Genomic DNA, 18,670 nt, shown 5'->3' on the forward strand with positions numbered 1-18,670 from the left:
GTGGGAGCATGTACGCGCCGACCGCCCGCACCACCGCCACTCGCTCCCGGGAGCGGATGAGCTACGACCGCTCCGCCGCCCACGCAGTCCTCGACGAGGCGTACCACTGTGCCCTCGGGTTCACTGTGGACGGTGAGCCTCGGGTGCTGCCCACCCTGCACGTACGCCTCGGCGACACGCTCTACCTGCACGGCTCCACCGGCAGCCGGCCGCTGCTGGCCGCGCGCGGCGACGGGCTGCCGGTCTGCGTGGCGGTCACCCTGCTCGACGCCCTGGTCTACGCCCGCTCGCAGGTCCACCACAGCGCCAACTACCGCTCGGTCATCGCGCACGGCACCGCCCGGCTGGTCACCGACGCCGCCGAGAAGGCCGACGTGCTGACCGCCCTGGTCGACAAGGTCGGTGCCGGTCGCGCGGCGGACAGCCGGCCGCCGAACCGGCGGGAACTGGCCGAGACCGCCGTGCTGGCGCTGCCGTTGACCGAGGTCTCGGTACGCTCCCGTGCCGGTGGCGTCATCGAGGAACCGGCCGACCACGCGCTGCCGCACTGGGCCGGGGTGGTCCCGTTGCGGTTGACCGCGGGCCTGCCCGAGCCGGACGTCGGGGTCACCACGCCCGTGCCGGCCTACCTGCGACCGACCCGTACGCCGTGGCACGAGCCCGTGGTGCTGCGCGGCGAACACGTGCTGCTGGAGCCGCTGGACCTGAGCCACGCCCAGGACCTGTTCGCCGCGACCGCCGATCCGCAGGTGTGGCGGCATCTCGGGTTCCCCCGGCCGGCCGCCGCCGACGAGTTGGCCGCCCACGTCGGCGCCTACCTGGCCGCCTGGCAGCGGGGTGAACAGGTGCCGTGGGTGCAGCGCTGCGCGGTGACCGGTGCGGTGGTCGGCACCACCTCGTACTACGAGATCGACCCCGAACGGCGGTCGGTGGCGATCGGGCACACCTTCCTCGGTCGGCCCTGGTGGCGTACCGGAATCAACACCGAGGCCAAGCTGCTGCTGTTGGAGCGGGCCTTCGGCGACTTGCAGGCGGTGCGGGTGGTCTGGCACACCGACATCCGCAACGAACGTTCCCAGCGCGCCATCGAGCGGCTCGGAGCCACCCGCGAGGGCGTGCTGCGCAAGCACCGGCTGCGCCCGGACGGCTCGTGGCGGGACACCGTCCAGTATTCGATGACCGTCGAAGAGTGGCCGAATGCACAGGTCAGGCTGCGGGAAAGGCTTCGCGCGAAGGCACCTTCGGCCTGATGATGTCCAGCGTGCTGGGGATCACCGACATCTGGACGTACGTGCTGGGCACCGTGGCCATCGTGCTGCTGCCCGGGCCCAACTCGCTGTTCGTACTCTCCACCGCCGCGCGACGCGGGGTGGGCGCCGGTTACCGGGCGGCGGGCGGGGTGTTCGTCGGTGACGGGATGCTGATGTTCCTCTCCGCCGCCGGGGTGGCGTCGCTGCTCAAGGCGTACCCGCCGGTCTTCCTCGTGATCAAGTACGCGGGTGCGGCGTACCTGGGCTATGTCGGGTTGACCATGCTGCGCGCGGCCTGGCGGCGCTGGCGGGACCGCAACGATCCCACCACCCCGCGCCTGATCGACGCCGCGCAGCCGGCGGAGATGCGCAGCCCGTTCCGCAAGGCGCTGGTGATCAGCCTGCTCAACCCGAAGGCGATCCTGTTCTTCGTCTCGTTCTTCATCCAGTTCGTCGACCCGACCTACCCGTGGCCGGCGTTGTCGTTCCTGCTGCTCGGCCTGATCGCCCAGGTGACCAGCGTGCTCTACCTGACCGCGTTGATCTTCGCGGGCACCTTCCTGGCCGCCCAGTTCCGCCAGCGTCGCCGGCTCTCCGCCGGCGCGACCACCGCCGTCGGCGCGCTCTTCCTCGGCTTCGGCGTCAAGCTCGCCCAGGGCTGAGGTGCAAGGAAGGGCCCCTTGTTAACGCCTGAGGTAGTAAAGGGGCCCTCTGTTAACACCTCGGTTCGGCGTGGCTCGGCGCGCGGGTGGAAGGGGTCAGGTGCCGTCGCCGCCGGTGCCGGCACCACCGGCCGTGCCGCCCAGGCCGTAGCCGGGCGGGATCGGCTCGTCGGGCGGGCGGCTGACATGCGCGGACTCGCTGATGGTCGCCGACCAGTCGGCGTGCGCCGCGGCGGCGGCGTGCCGGTTGATCGTCTCGCGCAGCCAACCGTCGACCGTGGCGGTCCAGTCCCGCTTGTCGGCGTCGACGTGCCAGATCCGGAACCGGCTGATGCTGGTGTGGGTGATGCCCGCCAGCGCCAGCCGACGGTCGCACCAGAAGATCACCTCAAGGCCGGCGGAGTTGGTCACGAAGATCACCTCCAGCTCGGTGATCGGCCCGGCGTAGAGCGGGCCGACCCAGAACCCCCACCGCTGGTGCAGGGGCAGGGTCTGCTCCACCCCGGGCAGCCGGCCGTCGATCAGACCGGACTGCCGCGCGCTGAAGCCGAGGGTGTCCAGCGCGCCGAGGATGTGCTGCTGGGTGGGGAGCGGGTGGACGAAGATCGGCACCATCGCGCCCTGGTCCAGCGCCGGTTCGATGGCCACCTCGGTACGCAGCCCCATCCGCAGGCTGAGCAGCGGTACGCCGCCGAGCGTGGTCACCGGGGTCTCCCAGGGCAGCGGGAACTCGAACGGGATCGACCGGGCCCGCCCCGCCCGTAGGACCAGAGCGTCGGACACCTGCGCCTGGTGGAACTGCACCAGCCGGCGGGGTGCCTCCGGGTCGTCCGGCTCGACCGTGCTGACCAGGCCGAGCCGGACGTGGTAGACCGGCACGTCGACGGAACCGGCGATCAGGTTCACCCGCCCCGGCAGCCGTAGGCCGGGGCGGGTGCTCGGATTGGCCAACGCGGTCTGCACCGTCAGGCCCGTACCGCCCGGTGACACCCCCGTCAGCCGCATCCGCGTCGCTCCTACCTCAGCCGGCGTACCGCACGCGGGATCGGGTCGGTTTCGTCGTCGAACTCACCGATGACCTCCTCCAGCAGGTCCTCCAGCGCGACGAAGCCGACCGGTCGGGTCGGACCGGCGCCGTTGCGGACCATGGCCAGCTGGGACTGGCGGGCCCGCATCACGGCCACCGCCTCGGTCACCGTCGCCGAGTCGGGCAGGGTGATCGCGTCGTTCATCAGATCCGCTGCGGTGGCATCGGGCCGCACGGCGGCGGCACGTACCGCCTCCCGTACGTGCACCAGACCGCAGACGTCACCGGCGGCGTCCAGCACCGCCAGCCGCGACCGGCCGCTGTCCCGGCTGACCTGTTCGATCCGCTCGACCGGGTCGTCGCGGCGGACCGTCACCATCCGGTCGAACGGCTCCATCACCTGGGCCACCGTGGTCCCCTGCAACTCCAGCATGCTGGTCAGCAGCTCGTGCTGGGCGGCACCGAGCAGGCCGTGCTCGCGGGACTGCTCCAGCAGCATCCGCAGCTCGTCCGGGCCGTGCACCTGCGCCAACTGGTCCTGCGGATTGACCTTCGCCAACCGCAGCATCGCGTTGGCCACCGCGTTGAGGGCCGACAGCACCGGCCGGGCCACCCGGGCGAAGGCCCGGAACGGCAGGGCCAGCAGCAGCGCGGAGCGCTCCGGGTGGGTGATCGCCCAGGACTTCGGCGCCATCTCGCCGACCACCAGGTGCAGGAAGGTGACCAGGCTCAGCGCGAAGATCAGTGCGATCACGTGGCTGGCGCCGGAGGGCAGGCCGACGGCGTGCAGCAGCGGCCCGACCAGCCGTTCGATCGCCGGCTCGGCCAGGGCACCGAGGCCCAGCGTGCACAGGGTGATGCCCAGTTGCGCGCCGGCCAGCATCAGCGACAGCTCGCGTACGCCGTCGAGGGCGGCCTTGGCCGCCCGGCCACCGCCGACGGCCGCCTGTTCCAGGCGGTACCGCTTGCTCGCCACCAGAGCGAACTCGGCGGCGACGAAGAACCCGTTGAGGGCGAGCAGGATCACCGAGGTGATCAACGCGAATCCGGTACTCACGCGGTCACCTCCTCACGCCCGCCGGCCAGCTGCAGGCGGACCGAGTCGGCCACGTGCCGATCGACCGCGAGCACCTCGACCAGGGCTCGCGGGGAGACCTCGGCGTGGTCACCGTCGGCAGGCAGGTCGATCTCCAATCGGTCCCCGACCTCGGGCACCCGGCCCAGCTCACGCATGACCAGACCGGAGAGGGTGTCGTACTCGGGATGTTCGGGCAGCGCGATGCCGGTGCTGTCGGCGACCTCGTCGATGCGCCAGCGCGCCGGCACCACCCAGGAGCCGTCGTCCTGACGGGCCGGGGCCCGCTCCGGCGGGTCGTCCTCGTCGCGGATCGGGCCGACCAGTTCCTCGGCGATGTCCTCCAGCGTGATCACGCCGGCGAAGCCGCCGTACTCGTCGACCACGCAGGCCAGCTGACGGTGCCCGGAGCGCAGCCGGTCCAGGACCGTCGGCAGCGGCAGCGTCTCGGGCACCAGCAACGGTGGTACGGCCACCTCGCTGATCGGGGTGGTGGCGCGCTCGGCCGGGGGCACCCGGAGCACGTCGGAGATGCCGACCACCCCGACCAGGTCGTCCACGCCCTCGGCACCGCGTACCGGGAAGCGGGACCGGCCGGTGTCGAGCAGTTCGACCACCCGGCTGATCGTCTCGTCGGCGCGTACGGTGTGCACGTCGACCCGGGGCACCATGACCTCGCCGGCGGTCAGCTGGCGGAAGTCGAGCCCCCGGTCGAGCAACTCGGACATCTCGGCGTCGAGGTGCCCTTCCAGGCGGGACTCGGCGATGATCTGTTCCAGGTCCTCCGGGGTGGCGCCGCTGGGCAGTTCCTCGATCGGCTCGATGCCGATCCGCCGCAGCAGCCGCACCGCGGCCCGGTCGAACAGCTTGATCAGCGGGCCGGCGATCGCCATGTAGAACAGGGTCGACCGGGACAGCGCCCGGGCCACCGGCTCGGGGCGGGCGATGGCCAGGTTCTTCGGGGCCAGCTCGCCCACCACCATCTGCACCACGGTGGCGATGACCAGAGCCAGCACGACGGACAGCGGCAGGGTGACGCCGGAGGAGACGCCGGCCACGCCGAGCAGTTCGGCCAGTCCGGCGCCCAGGTACGGCTCGGCCACGTAACCGACCAGCAGGGCGGTGACGGTGATGCCGAGCTGGGCGCCGGAGAGCATGAACGACAGCCGCGCGGTCACCTCCAGGGCCCGGGCGGATGCCTGGTCGCCCTCGGCGGCGCGCTGCTTGAGCTTGCCCCGGTCGACGGCGACGTAGCCGAATTCCTGCGCGACGAAGTAACCCGTCGCGACGGTCAGAACGATGATCAGGAGAAGACCGACGAGGATCAACACGGGAAGCTCAGGGCTCCCGGGGTCGTCGGGTCATGTGGATGCCGGGGCTTACCCGGCTGGCTACTGCTGCCCTCCTGGGCAGAAGAGTCGATCATGCGGTCATTCTACCGGCCCGGCCGCCCCCGTCGTGGGGGCTGGGCGGCCCGCGCCCCCGGGATGTGAGATGTCCGCCGGCCCGAGCGTCACCGGGACACCGCTGTCATCAGCAGACCCATTCGTCACCGTCAGCGGTCGGCCAGTTCGTCGGCGTCGAGCAGGCCCCGATCGAAGCGCCCGGTGCGGTAGGCGGCCCGACCGATCATCTGCGCGGCGACCGGGGCGGTGGCCAACTGGAAGACGCCCACCAGCGCGACCATGCCGAGGTCGGAGAGGGTACGCAGCCGCAGCACCAGCCCGAGCAGCAGCAACAGCACGCCCAGCACCTGTGGCTTCGTGGCGGCGTGCATCCGGCTCAGCGTGTCGGGGAACCGCAGCACCCCGATGGCGGCGGCCAGGCTCAGCAACGCACCGGCGACCAGGCTGACGGCACCGAGCCAGTCCGCCACGTCGGTCACGGTGAGCGCCCGGTCCACGGCCAGCGGCGTCACGACTGCTCCCGGACGGCGAAGCGCACCAGGGAGACCGAGCCGACGAAGCCGAGCAGGGCGAGCACCACCAGTACGGGCAGCGTGCTGGCGTGCCGGTTGAGCGCCGCCTCGGCGCCCACCGCGCCGACCATCGTGGCGAGCAGCATGTCGGCGGCGACCACCCGGTCGAGCAACGACGGCCCCCGGTAGAGCCGGACGAGGGCGAGCAGCGCGGCCACCGAGAGCAGGCCGGCGATCATCAGACCGAGGAGGAAGGTCACGACAACTCCTTGTCGACGGGTACGGAGAGCACCTGACGCAACTCGGCGTTCGAGCCGACCGCGGCGACGATCCGCCGCTCCACGACGCGGACCTGCCGGCGGGCGGCGACGAGATCCGCCGGGCCATGCACGTCGAGCACGTGCACGTAGAGAACCGCGGCCTGCCGATCCGTCTCCACGATCAGGGTGCCGGGGACGAGCGACAGCACCTCGGCGGTGAGCGCCAGGTTCAGGTCGGTGGGCACCCGCAGTCGGACCGCCACGATGGCCGAGCGGGGGACGTAGCCGGGCTGCACCGCGATCCGGGCCACGTGCAGGCTGGCCCGGATCAGTTCGCTGACGAACCGCACCGTGAACACCAGCAGCCCGCGCAGCCGCAGTCGACCGTCGAAGGTCACCGGCGGCAGTGGGAAGAACAGCACCACCGCCGCGGCCACCAGCATCCCACCCAGCAGGTTCGCCCAGCTGAAGTCGCCCCAGAACAGGTTCCAGGCCACCACCAGCCAGCCCACCGCCAACACCCGGTCGCGTCGACGTCCCAGCCGGGAACGCACACCCTGCGTGGGCGTCGCGTCCGGCTCCGGCCGGGTCACGGCGGGCCGCCCGGCAGGACGGCATGGATGTACGGGGTTCGTTCCCGCAGGTCGACCGCTGCGCCCGTGGTCACGTCGAACAGGGGTCCGGCCGCCACGGTCAGGGCCACGCCGAGGACCACCAGGGCCGCGGTGGCCCCGACGGTCAACATGGGCAGCGGTGCGCTCGAGTTGACTGTCACGCAGGGCACCCGCCAGAACGCCATGCTCCACGCCCGGCTGGCCACGTAGAGGGTGAGCAGGCTGGTGATCGTGCCGACCGCCACGAGCGTCCAGGGCAACGCTCCGCCGACGGCCGCGCCGGCCTGGAGCAGGCCGAGTTTGCCGAGGAACCCGGAGAACGGTGGGATGCCGGCCAGGTTCATGGCCGAGACGAAGAAGAGCAGTCCGAGCAGGGGCGCGACCCGGGCCAGCCCGCCGAGGCGGCGCAGGTCGGTGCTGCCGGTGCGTTGCTCGACCAGGCCGGCGACCAGGAACAGGGTGGTCTGGATGGTGATGTGGTGGACCACGTAGAAGATCGCGCCGACCAGTCCGGCCACCGTACTGAGCCCGACTCCGAAGATCATGTAGCCGATGTGGCTGACCAGGGTGAACGAGAACAGCCGCTTCATGTCCGACTGGGCCACCGCGCCGAGGATGCCGACCAGCATGGTCAACCCGGCCACCACCAGCAGCAGCGTGCCGGCCTGCCCGCCGGGGAAGAGCAGCGTCTGGGTCCGGATGATCGCGTACACGCCGACCTTGGTGAGCAGGCCGGCGAAGACGGCGGTGACCGGGGCCGGGGCGGTCGGGTAGCTGTCGGGCAGCCAGGCCGACAGCGGGAAGACCGCCGCCTTGATGCCGAAGGCCAGCAGCAGCATCAGTTGCAGGCTCAGCCGGACCCCGTCGGGCAGGGCGTCCAGTCGGGCGGCGAGGTGGGCCAGGTTGAGGGTGCCGGTCGCCGCGTACACCAGGCCCACCGAGATCAGGAAGATCATCGAGGCCAGCACGTTGACCACCACGTACGTGGAGCCGGTACGGATGCGCAGCCGGGTGCCGTTCAGGGTGATCAGGACGAAGCTCGCGGCGAGCAGCATCTCGAAGCCGACGTACAGGTTGAACAGGTCACCGGCGAGGAAGGCGTTGGTCACGCCGGCGGTCAGCACCAGGTAGGTGGGGTGGAAGATGGCCAGCGGCGCGCTCTCGCCGCTCTCCCCCTGGCCCTGGCCGATCGAGTAGAGCAGCACGCAGAGGGTCACCGCCGAAGAGACCACCAGCATCAGCGCGGCCAGTTGGTCGGCGACCAGCACGATGCCGACCGGTGCGGGCCAGGCGCCGATCTGCACGACAAGTGGTCCGTGCTGGTACGCCCGCATCAGCAGCAGCACCGACACCAGCAGGGTGGCGCTCAGGCAGCCGACGCTGACCATCCGCTGCGGCAGGGGCCGGTTCGCCAGCAGCAGCGTCAGTGCCGCGCCCAGCAACGGCAGCAGCACCGGCAGCGGTACGAGCGCGCTCATCGTCCGCTCCGGCCGGGCTTCGGCGCGTACCGGCTCATCCCGGCCCCTCCCCGCGTCGCCGCCCGGGTGCGGGCGCGTCGAGTTGTTCGGGGTCGAGTTCCGGTGGTTCCTCACCGAAGTCGACGGTCGAGACCTCCTTGCGCGCGGCGCGTTGCTTGATCCGCTGGTCCTCGATGTCGTCGGGCACCTCGTCGTCGCCGTCCAGGTACCAGCTGCGGTAGCTGATGGCCAGCAGGAACGCGGTGAAGCCGAAGGTGATCACGATGGCGGTGAGCACCATGGCCTGCGGCAGCGCGTCGCTCATCGCCGCCGGTTCGGTGACCCCGACCACCGGCGCCCCGCCGGGCCGCCCACCGAAGATGATCAGCAGGTTGATCCCGTTGCTGATCAGGATCACGCCGAGCAGGACCCGGCTCAGGCTGCGTTCCAGCAGCAGGGTCACACCGCACCCCACGAGGATCCCGATCGCGAGGAAGGACACCAGGTTCGCACCGGTACCGGTCACCTGCGCCGCCCTCTCCCACGTTCGACGGCGAGCACCCCGGGCCGCCCGCCCGAGGCCTCGATGTTCCGGTCGACCTCGGCACCGAGACTGCGCAGCACGTCCAACGCCAACCCGATCACCACCAGGTAGACACCGACGTCGAAGAAGAGCGAGGTGACCAGGTAGAAATCGCCGACCAGCGGCAGCCAGAGGTCGATCTTGGCGCTCTCCAGCGCCGCGCCACCGGCCACCATGCTGGCCAGCGTGCCGCCGACCGCCACCGCCAACCCGGCCCCGAGCACGGTGCCGGCGTTGACCGGCGCGGCCTCGGCCAGTTCGTACCGACCACCGGCGAGGTACCGCATGGTCAGCGCCAGGCTGGCGACCAGCCCGCCGGAGAAGCCGCCGCCGGGCGCGTTGTGGCCGGAGAACAGCAGGTAGAACGAGAACAGCACGGCGGTGTGGAAGATCAGCCGGGTGACCACTTCCAGCACCAGGGAACGGTTGCGCTCGTGCAGGGTGGCACCGCCACGCAGCCAGACCGGTCGACCGGCGAGGACCTCGCCCCGGTCGACGTCCAGTCGACGTGGCCGGGGGCCGGTGCGGGACCGTTGGAAGACCAGGCTGGCCACCCCGGTCGCGGCGACCACCAGGACCGACAACTCACCCAGGGTGTCCCAGGCGCGGATGTCGACGAGCGTCACGTTCACCACGTTGCGGCCATGTCCCTGCTCGACGGCGAGCCGGGGAAAGTCCTCCGAGATGCTGCGTGCCTGTCGGGCGGAGGCAGCGGCGACGGCGAGGCCGGCCACGGTCAGCCCCACGATCGCCCCGATCCCTCGTCGGAGCCATCGGCTGCTCCACAGCGGACGCACCGAGAACCGTTTCGGCAGGCGGCGCAGCACCAGCACGAAGACCGCGATCGTCACGGTCTCCACCAGGAACTGGGTCAGCGCGAGATCGGGTGCGCCGTACAGCACGAAGAACATCGCGGTGCCGTAGCCGGTCATGCCGACCAGCAGCATCGCGGTCATCCGGCGACGGGCGCCCACGGCCAGGAGCGCCGCCACGCTGATCACCACCAGCACCACCGGCTGGACCGGCGTCAGCCACAGCGCGATCGGGTACTGCCACGGCTGGATGTACAGCAGCACACCACCGGGCACGGCAGCCAGCACCAGCAGGATCAGACCGAGGTACTGCGGCAGCGAACCCCGTTGGGTGACGCTTGTGACGTCCACCGCGACCCGGTCGAAGCGGTGGGTGACCCACTCGTACCCCTGCTGGCCGGTGACCGGCGCGCGTACCCGCGCCAGCGCGGGGGCCAGCGGACGGCGCAACCAGAACACCACCGCGCCGCCGGCCAGGGCCAGCACCGACAGCCCGAGCGCCAGGTTGAGGCCCGACCAGATCGCCAGGTGCGCGTGCACCGGCCCGAAACTCTCGGCGTACGGCCGCAGCAGGTGGTCGACGGGGCCGGCGGCCACACCGGCGGCGAGCCCGACGACTGCCAGCCCGGCCGGCGGCAGCAGCATCGCCGCCGGGATCCGCTCCAGCCTGGTCGGCGCGATCCCCGGGCGGCTGCCGAAGGCGCCCCAGAGGAACCGGAGGCTGTAGGCGACGGTGAGCACGGTGCCGACGACCAGCACCGTCAGGACCAGCGGCCGGTCGGTGAACGCGGCGAACACCGCCTCCTTGGCCACGAAACCGAGCAACGGTGGCACGCCGGCCATGGAGGCGGCGGCGAGCACGGCGACGCCGGTCAGCACCGGTGCGGCGCGCCCCAGCCCGGAGAGTTTGCGCAGGTCCCGGGTGCCGGCACCGTGGTCGATCACGCCGACCACCAGGAACAGCGTCGCCTTGAACAGCGCGTGCGCGGCCAGCATCGCCACGCCGGCCAGCGCGGCGTCCGCGGTGCCGACGCCGATCGTCACCGCCAGCAGGCCGAGTTGGCTGACCGTGCCGTAGGCGAGCAGCAGCTTCAGATCGTGCTGCCGCAGCGCCGCCCAGCCGCCGATCACCATGCTGGCCAGGCCGGCGACCAGCACCACCGGTCGCCACGGCGCGACCCCGGCCAGCACCGGGGCGAGCAGGCCGAGCAGATAGACGCCCGCCTTCACCATCGCTGCGGCGTGCAGGTACGCGCTCACCGGTGTCGGCGCCGCCATCGCCACCGGCAGCCACGAGGTGAACGGCAGCAGCGCCGACTTGGACAGCGCGCCGAGCAGGATCAGCAGCACCGCGACCACCAGGTACGTGCCCTCGGGCAACGGGCGCGCGGCGATCTCCGACCAACGGTAGGTGCCGGCGTGATGGCCGAGCATGATGAACCCGACAAGCATGGCCAGGCCACCGAGCGTGGTCAGGATCAACGCCTGACCCGCCGCCCAGCGGGCCGAACGCCGCTCGGCGCTGTGCCCGATCAGCAGGTACGAGAAGACGGTGGTCAGTTCCCAGCAGACGTAGAGCAGGAGCAGATCGTCGGCGAGGACGAGCCCGAGCATCGCCCCGGCAAAGCCGACCATGACGGCGGCGTACTGGGCCGTACCGACGGCATCGGCCGGCAGGTAGCGCGCGCTGTAGACCAGCACCAGCGCGCCGACACCACCGACCAGCAGCGTCATCAGCCAGGACAGGGTGGTCATCCGCAGCGCCAGGTCCAACCCCAACTGCGAGATCCACGGGTACGTCTCGACCACCGCGCCGCCGTGCGCCACGTCCGGCGTACGCACCAACGCCCAACCGAACGCGGCGGCGGGTGCCAGGGCCAGCGGGTAGCAGGCACGCGGACCCCACCGACGCACCAGTAGCGGCGCCACGATGGCTGCCGTCAGGTGCAGGGTCAGCAGTACGAGCACGCGCGCTCCCGTCGAGGTGGGGCAGCGGCGCCCCTTTTCGCGTGCCGGCGCCTAAGAGGGATCAGACGACAGTTTCGGCGCAAGCCAGGCGGCTTTGGCGAAAAAACCCCATATCTGATGCACCTTGCCGCAATGGCATGACACTCCCCGGCCGGCCGTGCCGCCGCCGCTTCGGTGGCACGACGCCGGCTGCGCGTCGGACGCGGTGTGGTGGCGCGACGCCGGCTGGGTGTCGGACGCGGTGAGCTGGCGCTACGCCGGGTGCGCGTCGGACACGGTGTGCTGGTGGTGGCCGGTGGCGCGCGGTCAGCTGTGCGAGGGCCGCGCCGGGTCGCGGGCGGGCTCCACCATCAGATCCGGCCGGCCGATGCGCCGGGCCGCCTCGTTGACCAGCCGCTGGGTGGCGGTCAGGGAGCGGACGGAGAGCAGTCGGCCCCGACTCTCCCGACGCAGCACGAAGTAGTGCACGGCGACCCGCACCTGCGCCCGGTCGGCGGCGCTGGCCTGCGCGGTGACAACGACCAACTCCCGCAGGCAACTGGCGAGCCGTTCGGCCAACTCGAGGTCGGGGCCACGCAGCCCGGCACGCAGAGCGACGACCCGACTGTCGACCTTGCGGATCAGAACGTCGGTGCCGGATCCTGGGCCCCGCTGCTCGACGGCCATCCGACCTCCCCCCGCTCATCACGCCGCGGGTGAAGTTACTTTATGTTGCCTGCCACAAGCAAGCAGTTAAGTAAGACTTAACGGATTAAGCGCTCAAACAGCGATGAGCCTTTTAATAACCCCCTAATCTCCTCAGTTTGCCCCCGGTGCAGGTCCGCGGATGTCGGTGCCCCGGTGCAGGATGGGCTGGTGGACTCCAGCGCAGCACCGACGGGCGACCCGACGCTCTCCCGTTTCGGTGCGGCGACCCGGGAATGGTTCAGCGCCGCCTTCGAGGCACCGACGGCCGCCCAGGCGGGTGCCTGGACGGCGGTCGCCGCCGGCCGCAACGCTCTGGTCGTGGCGCCGACCGGGTCCGGCAAGACCCTCGCCGCGTTCCTCTGGTCACTCGACCGGCTGGCCCGCGAGCCCGCCCCGGCCGATCCCCGACACCGGTGCCGGGTGCTCTACGTCAGCCCGCTCAAGGCGCTCGCGGTCGACGTCGAACGCAATCTCCGCACCCCGCTGGCGGGCATCCGGCAGGCAGCCAGCCGGCTCGGGCTGCCCCCGCCGGAGATCACTGTCGGGATGCGTACCGGCGACACGCCGGCCGACGAACGCCGGGCTTTCGCCCGTACCCCACCGGACATCCTCATCACCACCCCGGAGTCGCTGTTCCTGCTGCTGACCTCGGCGGCACGCGACTCGCTGCGCGGCGTCGAGACGGTGATCGTGGACGAGGTGCACGCGGTGGCCGGCACCAAACGCGGCGCGCACCTGGCGCTGTCCCTGGAGCGGCTCGACGAGCTGTTGCCGGCGGCGGCGCAGCGGATCGGGCTCTCCGCGACGGTCCGACCGGTCGACGAGTGCGCCCGGTTCCTCGGCGGTGCCCGCCCGGTCGAGGTGGTCGCCCCGGTCACCGCCAAGACGATCGAGGTCAGCGTCCAGGTGCCGGTGGAGGACATGACCCACCTCGACGAGCAACCGACCCCGGAGGACGCGCTCGGCGGCCCGCGTACCGCGTCGATCTGGCCCGCCCTGGAGGAACGGGTGTACGCCCTGATCCAGGCGCACCGATCGACCATCGTGTTCACCAACTCCCGCCGCAGCGCCGAGCGGCTCTGTGCCCGCCTCAACGAACTCGCCGCCGAGCAGTCCACAGGCGAGCAGTCCACGGGCGAGCAGTTGGCGGCGGCGACCGTTGCCGGCCGCACCCCGGCGCTGATGATGGCCCAGGCCGGGGCGGTGGCCGGTGCCCCACCGGTGGTCGCCCGGGCCCATCACGGCAGCGTCTCCCGGGAGGAACGCCGGCACATCGAGGAGTCACTCAAGGCGGGTCAGTTGCCCGCCGTGGTCGCCACCTCCAGCCTCGAACTCGGCATCGACATGGGCTCGGTCGACCTGGTGGTGCAGATCGAGGCACCGCCGAGCGTCGCCGCCGGTCTGCAGCGGGTCGGCCGGGCCGGGCACCAGGTCGGCGCGGTGTCGCGCGGCGTGGTGCTGCCCAAGCACCGGGGCGACCTGCTCTCCTGCGCGGTGGTCGCCGAGCGGATGAGCGAGGCCACCATCGAGGAACTGCACCATCCCCGCAATCCGCTGGACGTGCTCGCCCAGCAGATCGTCGCGATGGTCGCGCTGGACCAGTGGCGGGTCGGGGACCTGGCCGCGGTGGTACGCCGGGCGGCCCCCTTCGCCGAGCTGCCCGACTCGGCCCTGCACGCCGTGCTCGACATGCTCTCCGGGCGCTACCCGTCGACCGCCTTCGCGGAGTTGCGTCCCCGGCTGGTCTGGGATCGCGCCACCGACGTCCTGACCGGCCGTCCGGGCGCGCAGCGACTCGCGGTGACCAGCGGCGGCACCATTCCGGACCGAGGGCTGTTCGGCGTCTTCCTGGCCGGCGCGCAGCGTGCCGCCCGGGTCGGCGAGCTGGACGAGGAGATGGTCTACGAGTCCCGGGTCGGCGACGTCTTCCTGCTCGGCTCGTCCTCCTGGCGGATCGAGGAGATCACCCCGGACCGGGTGCTGGTCTCCCCCGCGCCCGGGCAGGCGGCCAAGATGCCGTTCTGGAAGGGCGACCAGCCGGGCCGTCCGGTGGAGCTGGGCCGGGCGATCGGCGCCCGGATCCGGACCCTGCTGCGTCACGGCGACGAGCAGGCCACGGCGGCGCTGCGGGCCACCGGGTTGGACGACTGGGCCGCCGGCAACCTGATGGCGTACCTGCGCGAACAGCAGGCCGCGACCCGTGCGCTGCCGGACGACCGGACGGTGGTGGTCGAGCGGTTCCGCGACGAGCTGGGCGACTGGCGGCTGGCCGTGCACAGCGTCCTCGGCGCCCGGGTGAACGCACCGTGGGCGCTGGCCGTCGCCCGTCGACTCAGCGAACGCTACGGCCTGGACGCCCAGGTCCTGCCCTCCGACGACGGCATCGTCGTACGCCTGCCGGACACCGCCGACAGCCCACCCGGTGCCGACGTGGTGGCCTTCGATCCCGACGAGATCGCGCAGCTGGTGGAGGAGTCGGTCGGCACCTCGGCGCTGTTCGCCGCCCGGTTCCGGGAGTGCGCGGCGCGCGCGCTGCTGCTGCCCCGCCGGGATCCCCGCCGCCGGCAGCCGCTGTGGCAGCAGCGGCAGCGCGCCGCGCAACTGCTCGACGTCGCCCGCGAGTACGCCGACTTCCCGGTCACCCTGGAGGCGGCCCGGGAATGCCTCCAGGACGTCTTCGACGTGCCCGCCCTGGTCCAGGTGATGCGCGACCTCGCCGGCCGCCGGGTACGCCTGGTCGAGGTGGAGACGCCCCGACCGTCGCCGTTCGCCCGCTCCCTGCTCTTCGGGTACGTCGGCGCCTTCCTCTACGAGGGCGACGCCCCACTCGCCGAACGCCGGGCCGCGGCCCTGGCCCTGGATTCGGCCCTGCTCGGTGAGCTGCTCGGCCGGGTCGACCTGCGCGAGTTGCTCGACCCGGCGGTGCTGACCGAGTCCGAGCGGCAACTGCGCTGGTTGACCCCGCAGCGCCGACCCCGCGACGCGGAGGACGTGGTCGAGCTGCTGCGCCAGCTCGGCGACCTGAGCACCGAGGAGTTGGCCGAGCGGGGCGTGCCGGTGGACTGGCTGACCGATCTGGCGGCGGGCCGCCGGGTGCTGCGGGTACGCATCGCCGGGCAGGACCGCTGGGTGGTGGTGGAGGACGCCGGTCGGCTGCGGGACGCGCTCGGGGTGGCGCTGCCGGTGGGGGTGGCGCAGGCGTACCTCGAACCGGTGGCCGACCCGCTCGGCGACCTGGTCGCCCGGTACGCCCGCACCCACGGTCCGTTCGCGGCGGCCAGTTGCGCGGCCCGGTTCGGCCTGGGGGTCTTCGTGGTGGAGCAGGCGCTGCGTCGACTGGCCGCCACCGGGCGGGTGGTCTCCGGCGAGTTCACCCCGGACAGCGTCGGCACCCAGTGGTGCGACGCGGAGGTGCTGCGTCTGCTGCGCCGCCGGTCCCTCGCGGCGCTGCGTCGGGAGATCGAGCCGGTGCCGCCCCGCGCGCTCGCCACCTTCCTGCCCCGCTGGCAGCAGGTCGGGTCGTCGGCCCGGGGCGTGGAGGCGGTGGCCGCCGTCGTGGAGCAGTTGCAGGGCGTGTCGGTGCCGGCGTCGGCGCTGGAGCGGCTGGTGCTGCCGGTCCGGGTGGCCGACTACTCTCCCGCGTTGCTCGACGAGCTGTGCGCCAGCGGCGAGGTGCTGTGGGCCGGTGCCGGTGCGATCGCCGGCGGGGACGGCTGGGTCACGCTGGCCTACGCCGACGTCGCGCCGCTGCTGCTGCCCCCGCCGGACGAGGCGCTGGCGCGTACTCCCCTGCACGACGCGGTGCTCGACGCCCTCGGTGACGGTCAGGCGTTGTTCTTCCGGGCGCTGTCCGACCGGGTCGGTGCCACCGACGACGCCGAGTTGACCACGGTCGTCTGGGATCTGGTCTGGGCCGGGCACCTCACCAACGACACCCTGGCGCCGCTGCGGACGGTGCTCGGCGGTGGCGGCGCGCACCGGGCCCGACCGGCGGCGGCGCGCGGTCGCTACCGACGCCCGGGGCGGGTGGCGCTGCCCAGCCGGGGCGGTCCACCGACGGTGGCCGGCCGGTGGTCCCGGTTGCCGGAACGCGACGTCGATCCGACGCGGCGGGCCGCCGCCCTGGCCGACGTGCTGCTGGAACGGCACGGCGTGCTCACCCGGGGGGCGGTCGTGGCCGAGCAGGTGTCCGGTGGCTTCGCCGCGGTCTACCCGGTGCTGGCCGCGTTGGAGGAACGCGGTGCCGCCCGACGTGGCTACTTCGTCGACGGGCTCGGCGCGGCACAGTTCGCCGTGCCCGGCGCGGTGGACCGGATCCGCGCCCTGGCCGAGCCACTGGAGGCCACGCCGGCCCGTGGTGGCCCGGCCGTGGTGCTGGCCGCCACCGATCCGGCCAACCCGTACGGTGCGGCGTTGCCCTGGCCGGAACGGGTGGTCGACTCCGGCGACGCGGCGGCACCGGCCACCGGCCACCGGGCCGGCCGCAAGGCCGGTGCCCTGGTGGTGCTGGTCGCCGGTGACCTGGTGCTCTACGTGGAGCGGGGCGGGCGGACCATCCTCTCCTTCACCGACGACGCCGACGCCCTGACCGGTGCCGGAAAGGCCCTGGCCGACGCCGTCGGTTCCGGCGCGTTGGGGCCGATCTCGGTAGAACGGGCCGACGGCGAGGCGGTACGCACCTCCGCGCTGCACGACGCGCTCACCGCCGCCGGTTTCCGGGCCACCCCGCGCGGTCTGCGCCTGCGCGCCTGATCCCACGGGCGGCGGGTCGCCGCCGCGCTCAGTCCAGGTCGGCGAGGACCTTCTCGTAGCGCGGTCGCTCGGCCTTCGGCGTCGACGCCTTCAGGTAGTTCAGCACCACCGTGCCCTTGCGGTACGAGACGCCGTCCCACAGGTCGGCCATGTCGGTGGCGCTGCCCTCGTCCGGGAACACGTACACCGCGATGCCGTCGGTGACGACCAGTTCGGAGCAGCCCAGCCCGAGCCCGTCCGGACCGCACTCGTCCGAGCGGTCCCGCGAGTTGGCGACCTTCAGCCCGGCGGCCCGGAACGCCGCGATGACCTTCCGGGCACTGGGCGCGTCCGCCTGGCGGGGCGGCAACTCCAGCGGCGGCGGGCTCAGCGGCAGCTTCGGCGAACTGCTCTCGGTGCGCGCCTCGTCCGAGGGCGCGCCAGTGGACTCGGGTCCGGCGGTGGCGGTGGCGGCGGCGGTGGCTTCCGGGCTGGTCGGCGGCGGCGCGGCGCTGTCGGCCGAGGTTGCCGTCGGGGCGGCCGTGGACGGCCGATCCGGGTCATCACCGCAGGCGGTGAGCGCAACGGTGGCCGAGAGCAGGACGACGGCGGGCAGGATCTTCCGGTAAGTCACTCCTGGCAGTCTGCCGAACCCTCCGGTCGTCGGGCAGTGGCCGGTCGGTCAGTGCGCCTGTCGCCTATCCGCTATGGCGGGCGCTGCCCGGCCGGATGGCGGGCGCTGCCTGCGGGGGCCGGGTCGCCGCACGTACCATCCGATGCCGTGACCAGTCGTACGCGCACCACCGGGTCGGCCGAGGTCGTCTCGCTGACCACCGACTACGGTCTGGCCGACGGTTTCGTGGCGGCCTGCCACGGGGTGATCGCCCGGCTCGCGCCGACGGTCCGGGTGATCGACGTGACCCATCTGGTGCCACCGGGAGACGTCCGGCGGGGTGCGGCGGTGCTCGCGCAGACCGTGCCGCACCTGCCGGTCGGGGTGCACGTGGCGGTGGTGGACCCGGGTGTGGGCACGGCCCGCCGGGGCATCGCGCTGGCCACGCCGGAGGGCCTGCTGGTCGGGCCGGACAACGGTCTGCTGCTCGACGCCGCCGCCGCGCTCGGCGGGGTGACCGCAGCGGTGGAGTTGACCAACCCCCGGTGGCAGGCGGATCGGGTCTCGGCGACCTTCCACGGTCGGGACGTCTTCGCCCCGGTCGCGGCCCGGTTGGCGGCGGGTGGCGCGCTGGCCGACACGGGCCGGGCCGTCGATCCGTCGACGCTTATCCGGCTGCCCGACCCGGTGGTCGAGGTACGACCGGACGGCTTCACCGCCGAGGTGCTGACGGTGGACCACTTCGGCAACGTGCAACTGGCCGCCGCGGCCGAGTTGCTGCTCCCGCTGCCGGGCCGGGTCCGGATCCGCCGCGTGGGCGGGGAGGGCTGGGAGCGTACAGCGGTGCACGGTCGTACCTTCGGCGACGCCCCGACCGGGGCCCTGGTGGCGCACGCCGACTCGGCCGGCCGGGTCGCCCTGTCGGTCAACGGCGGCCGGGCCGCCGAGGTGCTCGCCGTCACTGCCGGTACGCTGCTGCGGATCGATCGACTCGCCGGCTGTTGACCGGCCCG

The 18,670-nt window shown here is 72.6% G+C and carries 15 protein-coding genes; 4 read left to right on the forward strand and 11 right to left on the reverse strand.

All coding sequences use genetic code 11. The features are described from left to right. Nucleotides 1-8 precede the first annotated feature (8 nt). Together JMF97_RS01090 and leuE are read left to right on the forward strand one after the other, a co-directional pair. On the forward strand, nt 9-1,250 hold the full coding sequence (locus tag JMF97_RS01090) for a bifunctional pyridoxamine 5'-phosphate oxidase family protein/GNAT family N-acetyltransferase (protein ID WP_203219813.1): 1,242 nt from the start codon (nt 9-11) through the stop codon (nt 1,248-1,250). Continuing rightward, entirely contained in the window at nt 1,250-1,912 is a 663-nt protein-coding gene (gene leuE, locus JMF97_RS01095) for a leucine efflux protein LeuE (protein ID WP_203219814.1), read from the forward strand. Before JMF97_RS01090 ends, leuE begins: the two co-directional genes overlap by 1 nt. 96 nt (nt 1,913-2,008) lie before the next feature. Here the strand turns inward: leuE and JMF97_RS01100 are convergent, their stop codons facing one another. The 10 genes from JMF97_RS01100 to JMF97_RS01145 form a co-directional block, all read right to left on the reverse strand. Beyond that, the gene (locus JMF97_RS01100) at nt 2,009-2,917 is read right to left on the reverse strand and encodes a sporulation protein (protein WP_203219815.1); all 909 of its coding nucleotides are present in this window, start codon (nt 2,915-2,917) and stop codon (nt 2,009-2,011) included. Between the two features lie 11 nt (nt 2,918-2,928). Beyond that, on the reverse strand, nt 2,929-3,996 hold the full coding sequence (locus JMF97_RS01105) for a hemolysin family protein (RefSeq protein ID WP_013732224.1): 1,068 nt from the start codon (nt 3,994-3,996) through the stop codon (nt 2,929-2,931). Continuing rightward, nucleotides 3,993-5,345 (reverse strand): hemolysin family protein, encoded by a 1,353-nt coding sequence (locus tag JMF97_RS01110; protein WP_203219816.1) that lies wholly within the window; start codon nt 5,343-5,345, stop codon nt 3,993-3,995. Before JMF97_RS01110 ends, JMF97_RS01105 begins: the two co-directional genes overlap by 4 nt. A gap of 224 nt (nt 5,346-5,569) precedes the next feature. Further along, nucleotides 5,570-5,899 (reverse strand): monovalent cation/H(+) antiporter subunit G, encoded by a 330-nt coding sequence (gene mnhG, locus JMF97_RS01115; protein ID WP_043723396.1) that lies wholly within the window; start codon nt 5,897-5,899, stop codon nt 5,570-5,572. A gap of 29 nt (nt 5,900-5,928) precedes the next feature. After that, nucleotides 5,929-6,171 carry an MrpF/PhaF family protein gene (locus JMF97_RS01120; RefSeq protein ID WP_238358597.1) on the reverse strand — a complete coding sequence of 81 codons (243 nt, stop codon included), beginning with the start codon at nt 6,169-6,171 and terminating at the stop codon, nt 5,929-5,931. 17 nt (nt 6,172-6,188) lie between these two features. After that, the gene (locus JMF97_RS01125; protein ID WP_203219817.1) at nt 6,189-6,785 is read right to left on the reverse strand and encodes a Na+/H+ antiporter subunit E; all 597 of its coding nucleotides are present in this window, start codon (nt 6,783-6,785) and stop codon (nt 6,189-6,191) included. Continuing rightward, nucleotides 6,782-8,284: a Na+/H+ antiporter subunit D gene (locus JMF97_RS01130; RefSeq protein WP_203219818.1), complete on the reverse strand. Its 1,503-nt coding sequence runs from the start codon at nt 8,282-8,284 to the stop codon at nt 6,782-6,784. Before JMF97_RS01130 ends, JMF97_RS01125 begins: the two co-directional genes overlap by 4 nt. Nucleotides 8,285-8,318: 34 nt before the next feature. Continuing rightward, nucleotides 8,319-8,789 (reverse strand): Na(+)/H(+) antiporter subunit C, encoded by a 471-nt coding sequence (locus tag JMF97_RS01135; RefSeq protein ID WP_203219819.1) that lies wholly within the window; start codon nt 8,787-8,789, stop codon nt 8,319-8,321. Further along, nucleotides 8,786-11,626, reverse strand: coding sequence for a Na+/H+ antiporter subunit A (locus JMF97_RS01140; RefSeq protein ID WP_203219820.1), 2,841 nt, complete (start codon nt 11,624-11,626; stop codon nt 8,786-8,788). Before JMF97_RS01140 ends, JMF97_RS01135 begins: the two co-directional genes overlap by 4 nt. Before the next feature lie 306 nt (nt 11,627-11,932). Further along, nucleotides 11,933-12,292, reverse strand: coding sequence for a hypothetical protein (locus JMF97_RS01145; protein ID WP_013732216.1), 360 nt, complete (start codon nt 12,290-12,292; stop codon nt 11,933-11,935). Nucleotides 12,293-12,481: 189 nt separating this feature from the next. Here JMF97_RS01145 and JMF97_RS01150 point away from each other — a divergent pair, with 189 nt between their 5' ends. Continuing rightward, entirely contained in the window at nt 12,482-17,065 is a 4,584-nt protein-coding gene (locus JMF97_RS01150; RefSeq protein ID WP_307816717.1) for an ATP-dependent helicase, read from the forward strand. A 28-nt stretch (nt 17,066-17,093) separates the two neighbouring features. Here JMF97_RS01150 and JMF97_RS01155 read toward each other — a convergent pair whose 3' ends face one another. Beyond that, nucleotides 17,094-17,678, reverse strand: a complete 585-nt coding sequence (locus JMF97_RS01155) for a hypothetical protein (protein ID WP_203219822.1) — start codon at nt 17,676-17,678, stop codon at nt 17,094-17,096. A gap of 147 nt (nt 17,679-17,825) precedes the next feature. Between JMF97_RS01155 and JMF97_RS01160 the strand changes: the two genes are divergently transcribed. Beyond that, nucleotides 17,826-18,662 (forward strand): SAM hydrolase/SAM-dependent halogenase family protein, encoded by an 837-nt coding sequence (locus JMF97_RS01160; protein ID WP_203219823.1) that lies wholly within the window; start codon nt 17,826-17,828, stop codon nt 18,660-18,662. The last annotated feature ends 8 nt before the right edge of the window (nt 18,663-18,670 follow it).

Source organism: Micromonospora fiedleri (genome assembly GCF_016774385.1).
Taxonomy (GTDB): Bacteria; Actinomycetota; Actinomycetes; order Mycobacteriales; family Micromonosporaceae; genus Micromonospora; species Micromonospora gifhornensis.

Coding starts and splice junctions, on each gene's coding strand:
- JMF97_RS01130 (WP_203219818.1), bottom strand. CDS start 8,284: ATGAGCGCGCTCGTACCGCTGCCGGTGCTGCTGCCGTTGCTGGGCGCG.
- leuE (WP_203219814.1), top strand. CDS start 1,250: ATGATGTCCAGCGTGCTGGGGATCACCGACATCTGGACGTACGTGCTG.
- JMF97_RS01145 (WP_013732216.1), bottom strand. CDS start 12,292: ATGGCCGTCGAGCAGCGGGGCCCAGGATCCGGCACCGACGTTCTGATC.
- JMF97_RS01100 (WP_203219815.1), bottom strand. CDS start 2,917: ATGCGGCTGACGGGGGTGTCACCGGGCGGTACGGGCCTGACGGTGCAG.
- JMF97_RS01120 (WP_238358597.1), bottom strand. CDS start 6,171: ATGATCGCCGGCCTGCTCTCGGTGGCCGCGCTGCTCGCCCTCGTCCGG.
- JMF97_RS01090 (WP_203219813.1), top strand. CDS start 9: ATGTACGCGCCGACCGCCCGCACCACCGCCACTCGCTCCCGGGAGCGG.